The sequence below is a fragment of the Streptomyces sp. NPDC018263 genome (genome assembly GCF_055562575.1).
Genome location: NZ_JBVHFA010000006.1, coordinates 467,858 through 488,728, shown reverse-complemented (window position 1 = coordinate 488,728; position 20,871 = coordinate 467,858). Strand labels below are relative to the sequence as shown.

The following is a 20,871-nucleotide window of genomic DNA, read 5'->3' as shown; positions in this document are numbered from 1 at the left end:
CCGCCGAGGACCGACCCCACCCGGCGGAGCCGTTACGCTGGGGGCGTGGCAGTCGTCGATGTATCCGAAGAGCTGAAGTCCCTCTCCTCGACCATGGAGTCGATCGAGGCCGTCCTGGACCTCGACAAGATGAGGGCAGACATCGCCGTGCTCGAGGAGCAGGCGGCCGTGCCGTCCCTCTGGGACAACCCGGACGAGGCGCAGAAGATCACCAGTAAGCTCTCCCACCTCCAGGCCGAGGTCAGGAAGGCGGAAGCGCTGCGCGGCCGGATCGACGATCTCGCCGTCCTCTTCGAGATGGCCGAGGAGGAGGACGACCCGGACACCCGCGCCGAGGCCGAGTCCGAGCTGACCTCGGTGAAGAAGGCGCTGGACGAGATGGAGGTCCGTACCCTCCTCTCCGGCGAGTACGACTCCCGCGAGGCGCTGGTCAACATCCGCGCCGAGGCGGGCGGTGTCGACGCCGCCGACTTCGCCGAGCAGCTCCAGCGCATGTACCTCCGCTGGGCCGAGCGCCACGGCTACAAGACGGAGATCTACGAGACGTCGTACGCGGAAGAGGCCGGCATCAAGTCGACCACCTTCGCCGTGCAGATCCCGTACGCCTACGGCACCCTCTCCGTCGAGCAGGGCACGCACCGCCTGGTGCGCATCTCGCCGTTCGACAACCAGGGCCGCCGGCAGACCTCCTTCGCGGGCGTCGAGGTGCTCCCGGTCGTGGAGCAGACCGACCACGTCGAGATCGACGAGTCGGACCTGCGCATCGACGTGTACCGCTCCTCGGGCCCCGGCGGCCAGGGCGTGAACACCACGGACTCGGCGGTCCGCCTGACCCACCTGCCCACCGGCATCGTGGTCTCCTGCCAGAACGAGCGCTCGCAGATCCAGAACAAGGCCACGGCGATGAACGTCCTCCAGGCCAAGCTGCTGGAGCGCCAGCGCCAGGAGGAGCGCGCCAAGATGGACGCCCTCAAGGGCGACGGCGGCAGCTCCTGGGGCAACCAGATGCGTTCGTACGTCCTGCACCCGTACCAGATGGTCAAGGACCTTCGCACCGACTTCGAGGTCGGCAACCCGCAGTCCGTGCTCGACGGTGAGATCGACGGCTTCCTGGAGGCCGGAATTCGCTGGCGCAAGCAGCAGGAGAAGTAAGTTTGTCGACATGACAACGTAGGGCAACTGCCGTCCGATGGGCGGCAGTTGCTTTTGTGTGTGGGGATTAGGTCACAGTCACATCAGCCAACTCCCGCCAAACGCACCCCCATGGGACATTGCGCCCGCAACGGCCTTGACGTTGCTTAAAAAAATGGGAAAGGTGAAGCGCGGCATGCGTATCAGTGGGGCGCATGTGAACCGGGGGAACGGGAGAGCGCCAGGTGCCGGCCGAGAGTCGGTACCGGTGTCGTCAGCTACCTCCGTCGAGCACGGCCCGCCCCATGCGCCGCCACATCGACAACAGCTACTGGGGGTAGCAGACATATGACGAAGAAGACGCGCGTCCGCGTCGCCCGTATAGCCGCCGGCGCCGTGATCGCGGCCGGCGCCTCGCTGATGGTGGCCGGCGTCGCCTCGGCCGACCCGGGCGAGCCCGACCCCTCGTGCACCCTTGGTGCCTGCACCGACCCGGGCCCGGCCGACACCAACGGCGGCACGAGCACCGGCACCCAGGGCGGCACGAGCACTGGAGCGCAGGGTGGCACGAGCACCGGCGCCCAGGGCGGTACCAGCACCGGCGCGCAGGGCGGCGCCAGCACCATCGGCGGCGTGATCGGTGGCGTGATCGGCGGCACCTCCACCGGCGGTTCGACCAACACGGGTGGCACGTCGACCACGGGCGGTACGTCGACCACAGGTGGCACGTCGACCACGGGTGGCACGTCCACCACAGGTGGCACGTCGACCACGGGTGGCACGTCGACCACGGGCGGTACCTCGACCACGGGTGGCACCTCCACCACGGGCGGTACCTCGACCACGGGTGGCACGTCCACCAGTGGCGGCACCTCCTCCACCGGCGGCGACTCCACCGGTGGCTCCACCTCCGGCGGCCACGACTCCACCGGCGGTTCCACCGGCGGTTCCACGGCCGGCGGTGGCGTCGGCGGCACCACCCCCGACGGTGGCGGCAACGACAACGTCTCCCAGGAGGAGGGCACCTCCGCCCTCACCGACACCGGCTCGGACGCCGCTCCGCAGCAGACCGGCAGCGGCAAGCAGCTCGCCGAGACCGGTGCCGGCCAGACCACCTTTTTGCTGGTGGGCGCCGCGACGATGATCGCGGGCGGCGTCGCCTTCCGCGTCCTGCCGCGCCTGGCGGGCAACCGCGGCGGCACGGCCGCCTGAGGGTAGCCACAACGTCACTCCGCGCAACCTGAGCGGATGAAGAGAAGGGCACGGAGCACCCGCTCCGGGCCCTTCTTCGTGTCCCTAGGTGTCCCTAGGGACACCTAGACGGTCTGGTGCGCCAGCAGCGCCGTCAGCGCGATCAGCACCACCAGCAACGCGACCAGCGCCGCCGGGCTCACCCCGCCCAGAAACCCCGCCTGCTGCTGGAGTCGCTCACGGCTCGCCCGGCACACGGGGCAGCGGCCCTCACTCACGGGCGCCGCGCAGTTCGCGCACACCAACCGGTCGTACGTCATGCGCTCGCCCTCCTCGTGCCAGGCCCTCAACCCCGTACAACGCCGACGGGAACGAGAACGTTCCCCCTCCACTCTGCCAGGTTCCCCCCGAAAGAGCGCGGGCGCTCCGGAAAAGCGGGGAGAGCCGCCCGTACAAAGGCCCGTACAAAAACGCACAAGTCTCTCCCAACGGCGACCGGGCCCTGCGTAGGCACTCCCGGTTCGCGTATGGTCACGCTCATCATCCCCCGGCGACCCGTGGTGCATCCGTGATCCGATTCGACAGTGTCTCCAAGGTCTACCCCAAGCAGACCCGCCCCGCCCTCAGGGAGGTGTCCCTGGAAGTGGAGAAGGGCGAGTTCGTCTTCCTCGTGGGGTCGTCCGGCTCCGGCAAGTCGACCTTCCTCCGGCTCGTCCTCCGCGAGGAGCGGTGCAGCCACGGCCAGGTGCACGTCCTCGGCAAGGACCTCGCCCGGCTGTCCAACTGGAAGGTGCCGCAGATGCGCCGCCAGCTCGGGACGGTCTTCCAGGACTTCCGCCTGCTGCCCAACAAGACGGTCGCGGAGAACGTGGCCTTCGCGCAGGAGGTCATCGGCAAGTCCCGCGGCGAGATCCGCAAGTCCGTGCCCCAGGTGCTCGACCTCGTCGGGCTCGGCGGCAAGGAGGACCGCATGCCGGGCGAGTTGTCCGGCGGTGAGCAGCAACGCGTCGCCATCGCGCGGGCGTTCGTCAACCGGCCCAAGCTGCTGATCGCGGACGAGCCCACCGGCAACCTCGACCCGCAGACCTCCGTCGGCATCATGAAGCTGCTCGACCGCATCAACCGGACGGGCACCACCGTCATCATGGCGACGCACGACCAGAACATCGTGGACCAGATGCGCAAGCGCGTCATCGAGCTGGAGAAGGGCCGCCTCGTCCGCGACCAGGCCCGCGGCGTCTACGGCTACCAGCACTAAACAAGTTCACGACGGAAAGGCTTGACCAGACGCCATGCGCGCCCAGTTCGTCATGTCGGAGATCGGTGTCGGTCTCCGCCGCAACCTGACGATGACCTTCGCCGTCATCGTCTCCGTCGCCCTGTCCCTGGCCCTCTTCGGCGGCTCCCTGATGATGAGCGACCAGGTGAGCACCATGAAGGGCTACTGGTACGACAAGGTCAACGTCTCGATCTTCCTCTGCAACAAGAGCGACGCCCAGTCGGACGTCAACTGCGCCAAGGGCGCGGCCACCGAGGACCAGAAGAAGCAGATCCAGTCCGACCTCGGCAAGATGTCCTCCATCGTGGAGAAGGTCACCTACGAGTCGCAGGACACCGCCTACAAGCACTACAAGGAGCAGTTCGGCAACTCCCCGCTGGCCAGCTCGCTGACGCCGGACCAGATGCAGGAGTCGTACCGGATCAAGCTCAAGGACCCGCAGAAGTACCAGGTGATCGCCACCGCGTTCAACGGGCGGGCCGGTGTGCAGTCGGTGCAGGACCAGCGGAGCATCCTCGACAACCTCTTCCAGTTGCTCAACCTGATGAACCGCGCCGCGCTGTTCCTGATGGCGCTGATGCTGTTCGTGGCGCTGCTGCTGATCGTCAACACCGTGCGGGTGTCGGCGTTCAGCCGCCGCCGGGAGACCGGCATCATGCGGCTGGTCGGCGCCTCCGGGTTCTACATCCAGGCGCCGTTCATCATGGAGGCCGCGGTCGCCGGACTCATCGGCGGCAGCCTCGCGTGCGTCTTCCTGGTGCTGGGCCGGTACTTCACCATCGACCACGGCATGGCGCTGTCCAGCAAGCTGACGCTCATCAACTTCATCGGCTGGGACTCGGTGTTGACCAAGCTGCCGCTGATCCTCGCGACCAGCGTGCTGATGCCTTCCCTGGCGGCGTTCTTCGCGTTGCGCAAGTATCTGAAGGTGTGACACATGCCAAGAGGGCCGTACGGGCATCCGTCTGTACGGCCCTTCGCGTTGTCCTAGACTCACCGCCATGTCAGGCCGCGCCCTGTTCCGCCAGCCCCGCCGCAAACGCCGCGGGGCCGCCCTGACGTTGGTGTTCGCCGGAGCGATCACCGCGGGGGCCGTCACGGGCTCCCTCCCCGACACCGCCCAGGCCCGCCGCCTGGACGCCAACGCCCGGTCCGCGGAGGGCATTCGGGCCACCGGGAAGCCGCGCCCCGAGGACGTCCGGCGGGCCGCCGCCGAGGCGATGGCAAAGGGCGAGTCGCCCACCGAGGCCGCCGAACAGGCCGTCAGCCGCAGCGGGGACCGCTGGGCCGCCGTCTACTCCGAGGACGAGTACGCCGAGTTCCGCGACGCCCTGGACGGCGAGTACACCGGCGTCGGGCTGTGGGCCAAGCGCGCCCGCGACGGGCAGGTCACCGTGAGCCGCGTACGGTCCCACTCGCCCGCCGCCGACGCCGGCATCCGCAAGGGCGACCGGCTGCGCAGCGTCGACGGGCGCGGGGTCGACGGCCGCCCGGTCACCGAGGTGGTCTCCCTGCTGCGCGGCGACGCCGAGGACGCCTCCGCCGGCACCCCGGTCACCGTCGGCATCCAGCGCGGCGCCGCCTCCTGGTCCCGCACCCTGCACCGGGCCCGCCTCTCCACCGACCCGGTGACCGTCACCGACCCGGTCGCCGGGGTCGTCGTGGTCCGGGTGTCCGCTTTCACCAAGGGCTCCGCCAAGGCCGTACGGGACGCCGTGCGGCGCGCACCGGCCGGCACCGGTGTCGTGCTCGACCTGCGCGGCAACTCCGGCGGCCTGGTCACCGAGGCCGTCGCCACCGCCTCCTGCTTCCTCGACGGCGGCCTGGTCGCCACCTACGACGTGGACGGCGCCCAGCGCGCCCTGCACGCGGCCTCCGGCGGCGACACCGCCCGCCCGCTGGTCACCCTGGTCGACGGCGGCACGATGAGCGCCGCCGAGCTGCTCACCGGCGCCCTCCAGGACCGGGGCCGGGCCGTGGTGATCGGCTCGCGCACCTTCGGCAAGGGCTCGGTCCAGATGCCGACCGCGCTGCCGGACGGTTCGGTGGCCGAACTCACCGTCGGCCACTACCGGACCCCCTCCGGCCACGCCGTCGACGGCCGGGGCATCACCCCGGACCTGGACCCGGGCCCGAGCGCCCTGAAGCGCGCGGAAACGGTCCTCACCGGCCTGGGCGACCCCCGATAACCCCCTGACCGGCCCCTGACCTGCCCCCTAATCCGCTTCCCTTCGCCCCCCTCCATGGTGCGAAAATGGCGGCACTATGAGTAAGGGAATGTACGTACCGAAGGAGTCCCAGCCCAAGCAGGGCGGGGCGGCCTCCGCCAAGGGCAAGGTCAAGGACGGCAAGCGCAAGCTCGTCGCCCAGAACAAGAAGGCCCGGCACGACTACGCGATCATCGACACCTACGAGGCCGGGATCGTGCTGTCCGGCACCGAGGTGAAGTCGCTGCGCCAGGGCCGGGCCTCGCTGGCGGACGGCTTCGTCCAGATCGACGGGAACGAGGCGTGGCTGCACAACGCCCACATCCCCGAGTACAGCCAGGGCACCTGGACCAACCACGCCGTGCGCCGCAAGCGCAAGCTGCTGCTGCACCGCGAGGAGATCGACAAGCTGGAGGCGAAGTCCCAGGAGACGGGCCACACCATCGTGCCCCTCGCCCTGTACTTCAAGGACGGCCGTGCCAAGGCGGAGATCGCACTGGCACGAGGCAAGAAGGAGTACGACAAGCGGCAGACCCTGCGCGAGAAGCAGGACCGGCGCGAGTCGGACCGGGCCATCGCGGCCGCCAAGCGCAAGCAGCGCGGCACCTGACGGGGCCCGCGGGAATAGGCTGGCACACTCCCGCGTTGGTCACGTACGATGGCACAGCACTCCATCGAGGGTGCGCCGCCTCCTGCGGGGGGCATTGAAAAAACAACATGGGGATGATCGGTTTCGACAGCGGATGTCGAAGCAGGGGAAGCGTGTCGAGGAAGCGGCAATGATCTCGTAAACCATATGTCGCAAACAATAATCGCCAACACCAAGCGCGATTCCTTCGCCCTCGCTGCCTAAGTAGCGACTTGCGAAGTGTCAGCCCGGGGCTGTTCCCGACCCGGATCCTGGCATCAGCTAGGGAACTAAACCTTGATCCCGGTCACGGGGTGAAGAGGGAAATCCAACAGTGACTGAGCCCGTCGGAGACTTGTCCGCGTGATCTCCGGGGCCGAGAAAATCGAAGCGGACTGCACACGGAGAAGCCCTGTTTCTGCACCGGTGGACGCGGGTTCGATTCCCGCCATCTCCACGATCGGGAGGCCCTCGGGCCTCCGGAACCCATGTGGGCGAAGGCCCCGTCGCGACAAGCGGCGGGGCCTTCGCTTTTTCACCGGGTGCCCCGCAGCTTCACCGGGTGCCCCGCAGCGCCCAGCCCAGCACGCAGGCCGTGGAGGCCGCCAGCGCCGGTATCGCGTAGGCGGTGCCCGGGCCGAGGTGGTCCGCCGCCCAGCCGCCGGACGCCGAGCCGCAGGCGATGCCGGTGAGCAGCGCGGTCACCACCAGGCTCATGCCCTCGTTGAGGCGGCCGTCCGGGGTGCGCTCCTGGACCAGCGTCATCGCGGTGACCATGGTCGGCGCGGTCGCCGTGCCCGCCACCAGCAGGGCACCGGCCAGCACCCAGAGCGACCCGGTGGTGGCCGCCAGCCAGGGCAGCGTCATCAGCGCGGCCATCGCGGGCAGGCACCGCCCCAGCCGCCGCGCGGCCGGCCCCGGCGGCAGCGCTCCGTACAGCAGGCCCGCCGCGCAGGACCCCGCGGCCTGGAGCGCGAGCACGACCCCGGCCAGCGCGCGCTGTCCCTGGGCGTCGGTGTAGGCCACGGTGACCACCTCCATCGACCCGAACACCGCCCCGGTCGCCGTGAAGCAGACCAGCAGGGCCCGGATGCCGGGGGCGCGCAGCGGGGAGGGGGCCCTGGTGCGGGGGCTGGGGGGCGGCTCGGTCGCGCGCTGGGCCGTGAAGAGCAGCATCCCGGTCGCCAGCAGCACGGCCCCGGCGAGCGTGCCCGCCTCGGGGAAGAAGGTGCCGGTCAGGAAGGACGCCAGGGCAGGGCCCAGCATGAAGCACAGCTCGTCGGCGGCCTGCTCGAAGGAGTTCGCGGTGTGCCGGGCTTCGGGATCGTCCCGCAGCAGATGCGCCCAGCGGGCGCGGGACAGTCCGCCGACGTTGGGCGTGGCCGCCCAGGAGGCGTACGCGGCGAACAGCGTCCAGTCGGGGGCGTCGTACCGCACGCACAGCAGCAGGGCCAGGGCGCCGAGCACCGCCGCCAGGGTCGCGGGCCGGGCCACCCTGGCCTGCCCGTACCGGTCGACCAGGCGGGCCAGCCAGGGGCCCGCGAGCCCGCTCGCCACCAGCCCGGTCGCGCTCACCGCGCCGGCCAGCGCGTACGAGCCGCGCGCACCGGCGATCATCACCACCGCGCTCACCCCGGCCATCCCCACCGGGAGGCGGGCGAGCAGGTTGCCGGCGGTGAAGGCGAGGGTGCCGGGGCGGGTGAAGAGCCGGCGGTAGGCGGGTGCGGTCTGCGGGGACATGCCGCTCACGCTCTCCCGTGCGCCGGACGCCGGTCCAACACCTGTTCCGCGCCGATTCACGCGTCCGCGTTGTAAGTTCGCCGCCATGCCTCCCGCGATCGAACCCCGGCTGCTGCGCGCCTTCGTGGCCGTCGCCGAGGAACTGCACTTCACCCGCGCCGCCGCTCGGCTCTACGTCGCCCAGCAGGCGCTCAGTCGGGACGTGCGGCGGCTCGAACGGGAGCTGGGTGCCGAGCTGTTCGTCCGTACCACCCGGCAGGTGACGCTCACCGCGGACGGCGAGCGCCTGCTGCCGCACGCCCGGCGGGTGCTCACCGCCCAGGACGACCTCCTCGCCGCCTTCGGCACCGCCCGCCCGCTACTGGTCGACGTCAACTCCGAAGGCCCCCTCACCGCCCACCGGGTACTGCTCCGGGCCCGCGAACTCGCGGCGGAGCACGAGCTGTTGGCCCGCTACGAGCGCGGGCTGACCGGAGCGGCGGCCGCGCTGCTCGCCGGTCACCTGGACGTCTCCTTCGGCCGCTACGCCGGTCTGGACCCCGCGCTGCGCGCCGGCCTCGCCCAACAGCCCGTGCGTTACGAGCAGATGGCGGTGCTGCTGCCCGAGGATCACCGGCTGGCCGCGCTGCCGGAGGTGCCGCTCGGGGCGCTCGCCGGGGAGACGGTGTACGCCGGCGCGGGCAACCCCGGCACCCGGGAGTGGACCGAGCTGGCGCGTCAGCTCTTCGAGGGACGCGGCATCCGGCTCGCGCCACCCCATCCGGTGGTTCTCGGCGCCGAGGAGTTCACCCGCGTGATGGCGGCGAGCCGGATGCCGGTGCTCGCGGTGGTGGATTTTCCGGCCATGTCGGGCGCGGCACTGCGGCCCCTGGTCGACCCGGTTCCGCTGTCGCCCGTCTCGCTGGTGTGGCGGAAGGGGCTGGTCCATCCCGCGCTGGACGCGCTGAAGGCGGCGGCGGCCGAGCTGGCGCGCGCCGAAAGGTGGCTTTCGCCGCCCGGCGACCGATGGATTCCGGCCACCGATTTCGAGGTCATGAGCCGCCCTTTCTGACACTCCGAGCACACGCGAACTCACCTTGCGCTACATTCGGGGACCCGAGCACTGGGGTAGAGGGGGGCGCTCGGACCGGGTGGGGGCCTGGTCCGGCCGGCGCGTGCTCGGGGTCGCCGGCGCACCCCGGAACAGTCCCGTGGGGGGATGCGCGCACATGGAACAGTGGCGGGACCGACGCCGACCGGAATGGCCCGACGTGGCCTCGGCGGCACGAGACATGCAGGTGGCAGGGGGTTCGACGCAGGCTTTTCCGGAAACCGGAACCGTCGCGGAGGCGGACCTGAAGCCACCGGGCGGGGACGGACCGGGCGGGGGACGCGCGGCCTTCCCGCGCGTCGTACGCCCGTCCGACGCAGGGGTGTTCGCGGCGACGGCGATACTCCGGGGTGGCCCGGCCGCCCTTGCCGGGGCCGATGCCACAGCCCTGCTCCCGCGCTCCGGGAGCCCACACGTGGCGGCCGAGTTCCGCCCCTCCGGCGAGGGGACGGCGATGCCGCCCGCCGAACCCGGCGCCGGGGCCCACGATCCGCACGAGGTGACCGTCCAGCTCGACTCCGTCCGGGCCGAGGGCCCCGAGCCCGCCGACCGTGCCGACGCCTCGGACCGCCCGGTGTTCGTGGACGAGTCCGGCCGCCGCAGCCGTACCTTCCGCCGCCTCGGCCTGCTGGTCGCCGGGCTCTGCGCGGGGTACGCCGTCGTCATCGGCGTCACCCTGCTCTCCGGCAGCTCCGACGCGCCCTGGCTGCCGGTGCCGCGGAAGGAGGACAAGCCCGCGAGCCGGGTCGACTCCCCGCCCGTGCCCAGCGCCTCGGCCGCGCCCGGCGGCGGCGTACGCACCGGCAGCGGCGGCGGCACGGAACCGGCGGCGCCGGGCACCGCGCCGGCCACCGTCGCCGCCGTACCCGTCCCCGGACGGAAGAGTCCGGCCGCCACCGGCACCACGGCGGCCCGGCCGCCCGCCGCGGCGAGTCCGACGCCCCGGCGGTCCGCGCCGCCCGCGCCTGGCGGGGGCAGCCCAAAGCCGACGCCCACCGCGACCGCGACCACCGAGGCGTCCCCGGTGCCCAGCACCACCGCGCCCAGCCCGGCCGCCACCGAGTCCCCGGCAGGTGGCGCCGGCCCGCAGCCCCAGGGCTCGGCCGGCCGGCCCGCCGCGTCCTGACACCGGAAGAACCCTTCGATGACTCCGCGAACCGCCCGCCGGGCGCTGCCCCGGCGCCGCCGTCTCCCGCTGCGCCCGCTGCTGGCCTTCCTGTTCCTGCTCGCCACGCTGGCCGTGCTCATGCTGCGCGGCTACGTCCACAACGAGATCCTCGCCGACCACCGTGTCCGGCCCGAGGCGCCCGCCGGGCACGTGCCGGCGAAGGTCATTGACGGCGGTCCCGTCGTCGACACCCGGGGAGGCCGCACCGACAGCCTCCGGGTGCCGAAGCGGCGCATCGTGCTCACCTTCGACGACGGCCCCGATCCGACCTGGACGCCCAGGGTCCTCGACGCGCTCAAGCGGAACCACGCGCGGGCCACGTTCTTCGTGACCGGCACGATGACCTCCCGCCATCCCGAGCTGGTCCGGCGCATGGTGGCCGAGGGGCACGAGGTCGGCCTGCACACCTTCAACCACCCCGACCTCTCCTACCAGTCCCAGCGCCGGGTCGACTGGGAGCTGTCCCAGGGGCAGTTGGCCCTCGCGGGCGCGGCCGGCATCCGCAGCTCGCTGTTCCGGCCCCCGTACTCCTCCTTCGCCTCCGCGATGGACGACCGGTCCTGGCCGGTGGCCAAGTACATCGGCGGGCGGGGCTACTTGATCGTCCTCAACGACCGGGACAGCGAGGACTGGCGCAGGCCGGGGGTCGAGGAGATCATCCGCCGGGCCACGCCGGAGAAGGGCGAGGGCGCCGTCGTCCTGATGCACGACTCCGGCGGCGACCGGAGCCAGACGATCCAGGCGATCGACACCCTGCTGCCCCGGCTCCAGGCCGACGGCTACCGCTTCCAGACCCTCACCCAGGCACTCGACGCCCCGAGCGCCGACACCCCGGTCACCGGGGTCGGGCTGTGGACCGGCAAGGCGTGGATCGCGCTGGTCAAGGCGGCCGACGGCATCACCACCGTGCTCGTCGTGGGCCTCGCCGTCATCGGCGTGCTGGTCTTCGGCCGGTTCGGGCTGATGCTGCTGCTGTCCGCCGCGCACGCCCGCCGCACCCGGCGCCGGGGTTTTCGCTGGGGCCCGGAGCCGGTCACCGAACCGGCGACCGTGCTGGTGCCCGCGTACAACGAGGCCAAGTGCATCGAGAACACGGTGCGTTCGCTGGTCGGCGGGGAGCATCCGGTGGAGGTCATCGTCGTCGACGACGGCTCCTCCGACGGCACCGCCCGCATCGTGGAGGGACTCGCGCTGCCGGGCGTCCGGGTCGTCAGGCAGCACAACGCGGGCAAGCCCGCCGCCCTCAACCGGGGCCTGGCGAACGCCCGGCACGACCTGATCGTGATGATGGACGGTGACACCGTCTTCGAGCCGTCCACCGTCCGCGAGCTGGTGCAGCCCTTCGCCGACCCGCGCGTCGGCGCCGTCGCGGGCAACGCCAAGGTCGGCAACAAGGACACTCTCATCGGCGCCTGGCAGCACATCGAGTACGTGATGGGCTTCAACCTGGACCGCCGGATGTACGACGTGCTGCGCTGCATGCCCACCATCCCCGGCGCCGTCGGCGCGTTCCGCCGCACCGCGCTGGAACGGGCCGGCGGGATGAGCGACGACACCCTCGCCGAGGACACCGACATCACCATGGCCCTGCACCGCGACGGCTGGCGGGTGGTCTACGCGGAGAAGGCCCGCGCCTGGACCGAGGCCCCGGAGTCCGTACGGCAGCTCTGGTCCCAGCGCTACCGCTGGTCCTACGGCACCATGCAGGCCATCTGGAAACACCGCCGGGCCGTGCTGGAACGCGGGCCCTCCGGACGGTTCGGCCGGGTCGGACTGCCCCTGGTCTCCCTGTTCATGGTGGTCGCCCCGCTGCTGGCCCCGCTGATCGACCTCTTCCTCGTCTACGGCCTGGTCTTCGGCCCGACCGGCAAGACCATCGCGTCCTGGTTCGCCGTCCTGGCCGTCCAGGCCGTGTGCGCGGCCTACGCCTTCGGGCTGGACCGGGAGCGGCTCGCCCCGCTGATCTCCCTGCCGCTCCAGCAGCTCCTGTACCGCCAGCTCATGTACGTCGTGCTGCTCCAGTCCTGGATCACGGCACTCACCGGCGGCCGGCTGCGCTGGCAGAAGCTGCGCCGCAAGGGCGGGGTGTCGGCCCCGGTCCCGGCCGAAGGAGCGCTGCGATGACCACGGCCCTCACTCACGAGGTGGCTCCCGAACCGGTACGGCGGCGCGCCCCGGTCCGGGACCGCTACTTCGATCTGCTCCGCGCGGTCGCCCTGTTCCGGGTCGTCTTCTACCACCTCATGGGCTGGGCCTGGCTGCCCGTCGTCTTCCCGTCCATGGGCGTGATGTTCGCCCTCGCCGGCAACCTGATGGCCCGCTCCCTGAAGCGCCCCGCCGTGGACGTCGTACGCGGCCGGCTGCGCCGACTGCTGCCCCCGCTCTGGCTGTTGGGCGCGCTCGGGGTGTCCGGCATGGTGCTCCAGGGCTGGGGTCCGGACGCCGAGGGGCACCCCGGCTGGTGGTTCGCCCACCTCGGCTTCTGGGTGCTGCCGCTGAGCGACCCGCCGTACGCGGGCACGCTGCCCGGCGTCCACGGGGTGCTCGGCCCGGACTGGGCGGCCGAACTGGCCGGACCGCTCTGGTACATCCGCGCCTACCTGTGGTTCGTGCTGCTCTCCCCGCTCCTGCTGCGGGCGCTGAGGGCGATCCCGTGGACCACCGTGCTGGCGCCGGTCGCGCTGGCTGCCGCCTTCGAGTTCGGCCACCTCCAGCTCCCCGGCGAGCGCGTCCCGTCGGCGCTGACCGACTTCAGCACCTTCGGCGCCTGCTGGATTCTCGGCATGGCCCACCAGCAGGGCGTCCTGAGACGCATCCCGCGCTACGTCGTGCCGTCCGTCACCCCCGTCGTCGCGGGACTCGGCCTCTGGTACGCGCTCACCCACGGCTTCCGGCAGGGGCACGACCTGGACGACATCCCGTTCGCCCAGTCCCTCTGGTCGCTGGCCACCGTGCTGCTCCTGCTGCACATCAGCCCGACCTGGACCGAGTGGCCCCGCCTGCTGCGCCCCTTCGACCGCCTGGTCACCCTGCTCAACTCCCGCGCGGTGACCGTCTACCTCTGGCACAACCTCTGCATCCTGATCGCCTCCACCCTCTGGGACCAGCTCTGGCGCTACGACGTCCTGGACGAGAACTGCCCCTGGCTCCTGGAGAGCCCCTGGCCCGTCCTCGCCCTCACCTGGACCCTGATCTGCGCCTGCGTCGTCACCTTCGGCTGGGCGGAGGACCTGGCGGCGAAACGCAGGCCCCGCATCTGGCCGGACGGACGCCCGCGCGCGGCCAGCCGCCACCGCGCGGCCTGACGGGCACGGGGGGTTCCGGCCGCCCGGCAGGAGGGGCACTGTGGAGGGGAGCGACAAGACGCCCTCCTGCCCAGGCGGTGACGCAGCGCATGGCCCTCGGTACGCCCCGATTCGACGCCGGACGAACCTGCCTGGACCTGCTGGCCACCGCGCACCCGGAGGAACGGATCGGTACAGCGGGGGAGTTGAGGATCTGGGTCGTGGGGGCCGGGCTGGTCCCGCGCGGGACTCCGCTCGGGCATGTCGACGGGTGCTGGGTGGCCGGATTCCTCGAACTCCGCCGGAACATCGCACGGTTGGTGCGCGCACCCCGTGCCCCCGCCGACTCCCTGGACCGGGTCAACCGCACCGCCCGCACCGCCGCGCCCCCGGCCGTCCGGGCCGTCGCCCAGCAGAACGGGCCGCTCGTGAGGGAGTTGGCCGAGGTGCCCACCGCCGACGCCCTCCTCTCCCTCCTCGCCCGCGACACGATCGACCTGCTCACCGACCCCCTCGCGCGGGCGGCCGTGCGCGAATGCGCGGGGGAGGGCTGCCCGTTGCTGTATCTCGACACCTCGCGCGGGCGCCGCAGGCGATGGTGTTCCAGTGAGGTCTGCGGCAACCGCGAGCGGGTCGCCCGGCACCGCAGGCGCGCCGCGCTCGCCCGGCCCTGAACGTCCGGGTACGGCCGAAGTGCCGGAAAGGCGCACGGATTTGAGATGTGTGATCTGCGCTACAGCAGGTTTGTCTGACTGCAAGTCAGGGCGGCTCCGCCACCTTTGACGTCGTGTCGGAAATGTAAAGATAGCGCGGTGGGAATGTGTGCGCATGTCCCGCTCGTCACACCGGCCTTGAGAAAAACACCACCTCACCTTGAACAACCACGCCTCCCGCCCCGTACGAAGGGGCGAGCGACCGACGGGGGCAAGCCCCGGACACCGGAGGTGGGCGTGCGCAAGGATGCGGCCGTGGCCAATGAACGTGGATCGAGGGCCCGACATCGCATGTCCTCGCAGCCCTCACAGTCGTCGGAACCCGACGAGGAGTTGATGCGTGCCCTGTACCGGGAGCACGCCGGACCGCTCCTCGCCTATGTCCTCCGGCTGGTCGCCGGTGACCGGCAGCGCGCCGAGGACGTCGTGCAGGAAACGCTCATCCGTGCCTGGAAGAACGCCGGCCAGCTCAATCGGGCGACCGGTTCGGTACGCCCCTGGCTGGTGACGGTCGCCCGGCGCATCGTCATCGACGGCCACCGCAGCCGGCAGGCCCGGCCGCAGGAGGTCGATCCGTCGCCGCTGGAGGTCATCCCCGCGGAGGACGAGATCGACAAGGCGCTGTGGCTGATGACGCTGACGGACGCGCTCGACGACCTGACCCCGGCCCACCGGGAGGTGCTCGTCGAGACCTACTTCAAGGGGCGTACCGTCAACGAGGCGGCCCAGACCCTCGGGATACCCAGCGGCACAGTCCGCTCACGGGTGTTCTACGCCCTGCGATCGATGAAGCTGGCGCTGGAGGAGCGGGGGGTGACGGCGTGATGAGTGTGTACGGGGGAATGCGAGGATTCGGCGCGGGGAGTACGGGTATGTCTGGCCCCATGCAGGGATCTCCGGTGCCGAACGAGCACGAGACCGTCGGCGCCTACGCGCTGGGGATTCTCGACGACACCGAGGCGACCGCGTTCGAGACGCACCTCGCGGGCTGCGAGTGGTGCGCCCAGCAACTGGACGAACTCGCGGGGATGGAGCCCATGCTGGCCGCCCTCGCCGACCTGCCGGGCACCGGCAGCACCCCGGTCATCGGGGAGTCGCTGTCCGCGCGGCCCACACCGAGGCTCGTCGAGAAGCTGGTCGACGAGGTCGCCGAGCGGCGCGCGAGCAAGCGGCGCCGCGGCTTCTACCTGGTCGCCGCCGCGGCCGCGCTGATCATCGGCGGACCGGTGGCCGTGATGTCGGTGAGCGGTGGTGGCACGAGTCAGACGGCGACCCCGCTGGCCGCCTCCGCCAAGGACCACTTCGACCAGTTGCCCACCAAGGTCACCGGCACGGACGCCGGCACCGGCGTCTCCGCGACCATCGCCCTCCAGGGCAAGGCATGGGGCACCGACGCGGTACTGCGGCTCGGCGGCGTCAAGGGCGACCAGAAGTGCTCCCTGATCGCGGTCGGCAAGAACGGCGAGCGGCAGACGCTCGGCTCCTGGAGCGTGCCCAAGGACGGCTACGGCCTCCCGGACGCCAAGACCGAGCAGGCACGCAACCCGCTGTTCATCGGGGGCGGCACCGCTCTCCAGCCCGGCGACATCGACCACTTCGACGTCATGACCCTGGACGGCAGGAAGCTGGTCCAAGTGGACGCCTAGCAGGTGCTCAGAATCACGCCCGCGTAGCTTTGCCGGGTCCTCTTCGCGTACGGTTGACGGCTGCCCAGCACGTCAGAAGGGGGCCCGGTGGCCGCTCAGGTTCAGCATTCCGCGGTCGGCTCGGTACACGGCGCAAGCGACTCCGTACGGGACCGAGAGATCAGTGTCGAACAGGAACACCTGGACCGGGTGTACCGCCGGCTCGAGGAGAAGATCCACGAGGCCGAGTTCCTGATGCACGACGCGGCTCAGCGCGGCCATGTGGGCACGCCGGGCGCGCTGGCCGAGCGGGACGCCCAGGTCTTCCGGGCCGGCATCCACCTCAACCGGCTCAACAACGAGTTCGAGGACTTCCTCTTCGGCCGGGTCGACCTGCTCCAGGGCAAGGACGGCAAGAAGGGCCCGGACGGCGCGTACACCGCCGTCGAGCCCGCCGAGGGGGCCGTGCGCCCCGACAACACTGCCGACATCGCCGAGACCCTGCACATCGGCCGGATCGGCGTCCTGGACGAGGACTACTCGCCGCTGGTCATCGACTGGCGGGCGCCGGCCGCCGCGCCGTTCTACCGCTCCACCCCCGTCGAACCCGGCCGGGTCGTGCGGCGCCGGGTCATCCGCTCCAAGGGCCGCCGCGTCCTCGGGGTCGAGGACGACCTGATGCGCCCCGAGCTGAAGGCCACCCTGGACGGCGAGGAACTGCCCGTCATCGGTGACGGCGCGCTGATGGCCGCCCTCGGCCAGGCGCGCGGGCACACCATGCGGGACATCGTCTCCTCGATCCAGGCCGAGCAGGACCAGGTCATCCGCGCCCCCGCCGCCTCCGTCACCTACGTGGAGGGCGGCCCCGGCACCGGCAAGACCGCCGTCGCCCTGCACCGCGCGGCCTATCTGCTCTACCAGGACCGCAGACGCTACGCGGGCGGCATCCTGATCGTCTCGCCGACCCCGCTGCTGGTGGCCTACACCGAGGGCGTGCTGCCCTCCCTCGGCGAGGAGGGGCAGGTCGCCATCCGCGCGATCGGCTCACTCGTCGACGGTGTCGAGGCCACCCTCCACGACTCACCGGCCGTCGCCCGCGCCAAGGGCTCGTACCGGATGCTGAAGGTGCTGCGCCGGGCCGCGCGCGGCGCCCTCGAACTCGGCACCGAAGGCAACGCGCTGCCCGACCGGCTCCGCGTCGTCGCCTTCGGCCGCCGGCTGGAACTGGAGTCCGGGGAGCTGGAGAACGTCCGCCGCACCGCGCTCGGCGGCACCGCCCCGGTCAACCTGCTGCGCCCCCGCGCGCGCAAGCTGCTGCTGGACGCCCTGTGGGCCAAGTCCGGCGCCGCCTCCCGGCACACCGACCCGGAACTCGCCGCCGAGCTGCGCGCCTCCTTCGACGAGGACGTGACCGACGAGGACTCCTTCATCGCCTTCCTCGACGCCTGGTGGCCCGAGCTGACCCCCAAGGGCGTCCTGGCGGCCATGGCCGACGAGAAGCGGCTCGGTCGCTGGGCCCGCCGCGTGCTCAACCCCGGCGAGGTCCGCAAGGTCGCCCGCGCGCTGAAGCGGGACGGCCTCTCCGTGCACGACATCGCCATGCTGGACGAACTCCAGGCGATCCTCGGCGCCCCGGCCCGCCCCCGCAAGAAGCGCGAACTCGACCCGCTGGACCAGCTCACCGGCCTGGACGAGCTGATGCCGGTGCGCGAGGAGACCCAGCGCGAGCGCGCCGAGCGGCTCGCCCAGGAGCGCACCGAGTACGCGCACGTCATCGTGGACGAGGCGCAGGACCTCACCCCGATGCAGTGGCGCATGGTCGGCCGCAGGGGCCGGCACGCCACCTGGACGGTCGTCGGTGACCCCGCCCAGTCCTCCTGGTCCGACCCGGACGAGGCGGCCGGGGCCCGCGACGAGGCCCTGGGCACCAGACCCCGGCGACGCTTCGAGCTGACCGTCAACTACCGCAACCCCGCCGAGATCGCCGAACTGGCCGCCAAGGTGCTCGCCCTCGCCATGCCCGGCGCCGAGTCCCCCCGCGCCGTCCGCTCCACCGGGGTCCGGCCGCGCTTCGAGGTCGCCGGGGACTCCCTGGCCGACACCGTCCGCGCGGAGGCCGAGCGGCTGCTCTCCCTGGTCGACGGCACCGTCGGCGTCGTCGTCGCCATGAACCGGCGCGAGGAGGCCCGCCGCTGGCTCGCCGGGCTCGGGGACCGCGTGGTCGCCCTCGGCAGCCTGGAGGCCAAGGGCCTGGAGTACGACGCGACCGTGGTCGTCTCCCCGGCCGAGATCGCCGACGAGTCCCCGGCCGGGCTGCGCGTGCTCTACGTCGCCCTCACCCGCGCGACCCAGCAGCTCACCGTCGTCTCCGGCGACCGCGACGAGCCGGACGCGGCCCGCGTGCCGGACCTGCTGCGGGACTGACGCGGGACTGAACGGGGGCTGTTCTCCACAACCCCGTGCACGGGGGAATGCCCCTGGGGGTGCGTTTGTTAGCCTTGACGTGGCACCGGCCCGATCCAAGCCCCCGGGCCCAACCTTCGTCGCTACGAGCGACCACTTGCCGCGAGGCGAGCATGGCGGGTCGGTGTCATGAGTGTGAGCGAGAGGCCCACGTCCCTGTGACGTGGGCCTCTCGTCTTGGCCAGCGGCCCGAGTCGTCCCGGGCAGTGGCCCGAGAACACAACGTCCGCAATCGGAGCCGACTACCACGTACTCGGCGGTAGGTGCGACGATCGGACGGCACAACACGCGACACGGTGAAAGCAGAGGAAGTCGGCCATGGCAACGGCGCCCAGCGTCTCCTACTCGATGACGGTCCGGTTGGAGGTGCCCGCGAGCGGAACCGCCGTATCGCAGCTCACCACCGCCGTCGAGTCCTCCGGAGGCTCGGTCACCGGCCTCGACGTCACCGCCTCCGGGCACGAGAAGCTCCGGATCGACGTCACCATCGCGGCCAGCTCCACCGCGCACGCCGACGAGATCGTCGAAGAGCTGCGGGGCATCGAGGGCGTCACGCTCGGCAAGGTCTCCGACCGTACGTTCCTGATGCACCTCGGCGGCAAGATCGAGATGCAGTCCAAGCACCCCATCCGCAACCGTGACGACCTCTCCATGGTCTACACGCCCGGTGTGGCCCGCGTCTGCATGGCCATCGCGGAGAACCCCGAGGACGCCCGGCGCCTGACCATCAAGCGGAACTCCGTTGCGGTCGTGACGGACGGTTCCGCCGTGCTCGGCCTCGGCAACATCGGCCCCAAGGCCGCGCTGCCGGTCATGGAGGGCAAGGCGGCCCTGTTCAAGCGGTTCGCCGGGATCGACGCCTGGCCGCTGTGCCTGGACACCCAGGACACCGACGCCATCGTGGAGATCGTCAAGGCCATCGCCCCCGGCTTCGCGGGCATCAACCTGGAGGACATCTCCGCGCCCCGCTGCTTCGAGATCGAGGCCCGGCTGCGCGAGGCCCTGGACATCCCGGTCTTCCACGACGACCAGCACGGCACCGCCATCGTGGTGCTGGCCGCGCTGACCAACGCGCTGCGCGTCACCGGCCGCTCGATGGAGTCCATCCGGGTGGTCATGTCCGGCGCCGGAGCGGCCGGTACGGCCATCCTGAAGCTGCTGCTGGCCGCCGGCGTCAAGAACGCCGTGGTCGCCGACATCCACGGCGTGGTGCACGCCGGCCGCGAGGACCTGGTGGACGCCCACCCGGACTCCGCGCTGCGCTGGATCGCGGACAACACCAACCCCGAGAACCTCACCGGCACCCTCAAGGAGGCCGTGCGCGGCGCCGACGTCTTCATCGGCGTCTCCGCCCCGAACGTCCTGGACGGCGCCGACGTGGCCGCCATGGCGGACGGCGCGATCGTCTTCGCACTGGCGAACCCGGACCCCGAGGTCGACCCCGCGGTGGCCCGCCGTACGGCCGCCGTGGTCGCCACCGGCCGCTCGGACTTCCCCAACCAGATCAACAACGTGCTGGTCTTCCCCGGAGTCTTCCGGGGCCTGCTGGACGCCCAGTCCCGCACCGTCAACACCGAGATGATGCTCGCCGCCGCGCAGGCGCTCGCCAACGTGGTGACCGAGGACGAGCTGAACCCGAACTACATCGTCCCCAGCGTCTTCAACGACAAGGTCGCCGGCGCGGTGGCCGGGGCCGTCCGGGAGGCCGCCAAGGCGGCCGGAGCGGCGGCTGCGGCGTCCTAGCAGCGCTTGCCGTAGGGTCGGGGAGGTTGTGGGCACCGACGCGGCCTCCCCTACGGCGAGTCGTCGGTTCCCCGGTCGTGACGCCCTCTAGGGTGTCGGCGGGGCAGGCGCTTTCCTGTGACTCCCCAGGGTGGTCTCATGACTCCTACGGGTGCCGGATTGGCTTTCCCGCCGCAGGTAGGGGCAGGATGCGTCTCTGGGCGCGAGCGCATCGGCATCGATCTCACCTCACGCCTCATTGGCAAGAAGAACACGGGAGTAAGAACATGAACCGCAGTGAGCTGGTGGCCGCGCTGGCCGACCGCGCCGAGGTGACCCGCAAGGACGCCGACGCCGTGCTGGCCGCGTTCGCCGAGGTCGTCGGCGACATCGTCTCCAAGGGCGACGAGAAGGTCACCATCCCCGGCTTCCTGACCTTCGAGCGCACCCACCGTGCCGCTCGTACCGCGCGCAACCCGCAGACCGGTGAGCCCATCAACATCCCGGCCGGCTTCAGCGTGAAGGTCTCCGCGGGCTCGAAGCTCAAGGAAGCGGCAAAGGGTAAGTAACCCCGACAACGCGAAATGGGCGGCCCCCCGATCGGGGGGCCGCCCATTTCGCGTTGTGGCG

Annotated in this window: 18 protein-coding genes and 1 other RNA gene; 17 read left to right on the top strand and 2 right to left on the bottom strand. The window is 71.5% G+C overall.

The features are described 5' to 3' along the window. Window positions 1-45: 45 nt before the first annotated feature. Window positions 46-1,152 carry a peptide chain release factor 2 gene (gene prfB / locus ACZ3HQ_RS20265; RefSeq protein WP_467512730.1) on the top strand — a complete coding sequence of 369 codons (1,107 nt, stop codon included), beginning with the start codon at window positions 46-48 and terminating at the stop codon, window positions 1,150-1,152. A 327-nt stretch (window positions 1,153-1,479) separates the two neighbouring features. Further along, a complete protein-coding gene (locus ACZ3HQ_RS20260) occupies window positions 1,480-2,343 on the top strand; it encodes a hypothetical protein (RefSeq protein ID WP_467512728.1) in 864 nt (287 codons plus the stop codon). Between the two features lie 104 nt (window positions 2,344-2,447). On the opposite strand, the gene ACZ3HQ_RS20255 is transcribed toward ACZ3HQ_RS20260, so the two are convergent. Then, entirely contained in the window at window positions 2,448-2,642 is a 195-nt protein-coding gene (locus ACZ3HQ_RS20255) for a hypothetical protein (protein WP_030810994.1), read from the bottom strand. Window positions 2,643-2,890: 248 nt separating this feature from the next. On the opposite strand from ACZ3HQ_RS20255, the gene ftsE reads away from it, so the two are divergent. The 5 genes from ftsE (at window position 2,891) to ssrA (ending at window position 6,896) form a co-directional block, all read left to right on the top strand. Further along, a complete protein-coding gene (gene ftsE, locus ACZ3HQ_RS20250) occupies window positions 2,891-3,580 on the top strand; it encodes a cell division ATP-binding protein FtsE (protein WP_030810993.1) in 690 nt (229 codons plus the stop codon). Window positions 3,581-3,614: 34 nt separating this feature from the next. Then, on the top strand, window positions 3,615-4,535 hold the full coding sequence (gene ftsX / locus ACZ3HQ_RS20245) for a permease-like cell division protein FtsX (RefSeq protein ID WP_467512726.1): 921 nt from the start codon (window positions 3,615-3,617) through the stop codon (window positions 4,533-4,535). A gap of 67 nt (window positions 4,536-4,602) precedes the next feature. After that, entirely contained in the window at window positions 4,603-5,790 is a 1,188-nt protein-coding gene (locus ACZ3HQ_RS20240; RefSeq protein WP_467512724.1) for a S41 family peptidase, read from the top strand. Window positions 5,791-5,878: 88 nt separating this feature from the next. Next, the gene (gene smpB, locus ACZ3HQ_RS20235) at window positions 5,879-6,418 is read left to right on the top strand and encodes an SsrA-binding protein SmpB (RefSeq protein ID WP_467512722.1); all 540 of its coding nucleotides are present in this window, start codon (window positions 5,879-5,881) and stop codon (window positions 6,416-6,418) included. A 109-nt stretch (window positions 6,419-6,527) separates the two neighbouring features. After that, window positions 6,528-6,896: a transfer-messenger RNA gene (gene ssrA / locus ACZ3HQ_RS20230) on the top strand. A 95-nt stretch (window positions 6,897-6,991) separates the two neighbouring features. On the opposite strand, the gene ACZ3HQ_RS20225 is transcribed toward ssrA, so the two are convergent. Then, a complete protein-coding gene (locus tag ACZ3HQ_RS20225) occupies window positions 6,992-8,176 on the bottom strand; it encodes an MFS transporter (RefSeq protein WP_467512720.1) in 1,185 nt (394 codons plus the stop codon). 85 nt (window positions 8,177-8,261) lie between these two features. On the opposite strand from ACZ3HQ_RS20225, the gene ACZ3HQ_RS20220 reads away from it, so the two are divergent. The 10 genes from ACZ3HQ_RS20220 (at window position 8,262) to ACZ3HQ_RS20175 (ending at window position 20,810) form a co-directional block, all read left to right on the top strand. Next, entirely contained in the window at window positions 8,262-9,227 is a 966-nt protein-coding gene (locus ACZ3HQ_RS20220) for a LysR family transcriptional regulator (protein WP_467512718.1), read from the top strand. A gap of 454 nt (window positions 9,228-9,681) precedes the next feature. Beyond that, window positions 9,682-10,392: a hypothetical protein gene (locus ACZ3HQ_RS20215; protein WP_467512716.1), complete on the top strand. Its 711-nt coding sequence runs from the start codon at window positions 9,682-9,684 to the stop codon at window positions 10,390-10,392. 18 nt (window positions 10,393-10,410) lie between these two features. Further along, window positions 10,411-12,558, top strand: a complete 2,148-nt coding sequence (locus ACZ3HQ_RS20210; protein WP_467512714.1) for a bifunctional polysaccharide deacetylase/glycosyltransferase family 2 protein — start codon at window positions 10,411-10,413, stop codon at window positions 12,556-12,558. Then, entirely contained in the window at window positions 12,555-13,739 is a 1,185-nt protein-coding gene (locus tag ACZ3HQ_RS20205; RefSeq protein WP_467512712.1) for an acyltransferase family protein, read from the top strand. Before ACZ3HQ_RS20210 ends, ACZ3HQ_RS20205 begins: the two co-directional genes overlap by 4 nt. Before the next feature lie 89 nt (window positions 13,740-13,828). Further along, a complete protein-coding gene (locus ACZ3HQ_RS20200) occupies window positions 13,829-14,392 on the top strand; it encodes a CGNR zinc finger domain-containing protein (protein WP_467512710.1) in 564 nt (187 codons plus the stop codon). Window positions 14,393-14,662: 270 nt separating this feature from the next. Next, window positions 14,663-15,256: a sigma-70 family RNA polymerase sigma factor gene (locus ACZ3HQ_RS20195; protein ID WP_030810966.1), complete on the top strand. Its 594-nt coding sequence runs from the start codon at window positions 14,663-14,665 to the stop codon at window positions 15,254-15,256. Between the two features lie 47 nt (window positions 15,257-15,303). Continuing rightward, on the top strand, window positions 15,304-16,077 hold the full coding sequence (locus ACZ3HQ_RS20190) for an anti-sigma factor family protein (RefSeq protein ID WP_467512708.1): 774 nt from the start codon (window positions 15,304-15,306) through the stop codon (window positions 16,075-16,077). Between the two features lie 87 nt (window positions 16,078-16,164). Beyond that, window positions 16,165-18,480: a HelD family protein gene (locus ACZ3HQ_RS20185; RefSeq protein WP_467512706.1), complete on the top strand. Its 2,316-nt coding sequence runs from the start codon at window positions 16,165-16,167 to the stop codon at window positions 18,478-18,480. Between the two features lie 357 nt (window positions 18,481-18,837). Continuing rightward, window positions 18,838-20,262 (top strand): NAD-dependent malic enzyme, encoded by a 1,425-nt coding sequence (locus ACZ3HQ_RS20180; RefSeq protein WP_467512705.1) that lies wholly within the window; start codon window positions 18,838-18,840, stop codon window positions 20,260-20,262. Window positions 20,263-20,528: 266 nt separating this feature from the next. Beyond that, the gene (locus ACZ3HQ_RS20175; protein ID WP_018549700.1) at window positions 20,529-20,810 is read left to right on the top strand and encodes an HU family DNA-binding protein; all 282 of its coding nucleotides are present in this window, start codon (window positions 20,529-20,531) and stop codon (window positions 20,808-20,810) included. Window positions 20,811-20,871: the final 61 nt, after the last annotated feature.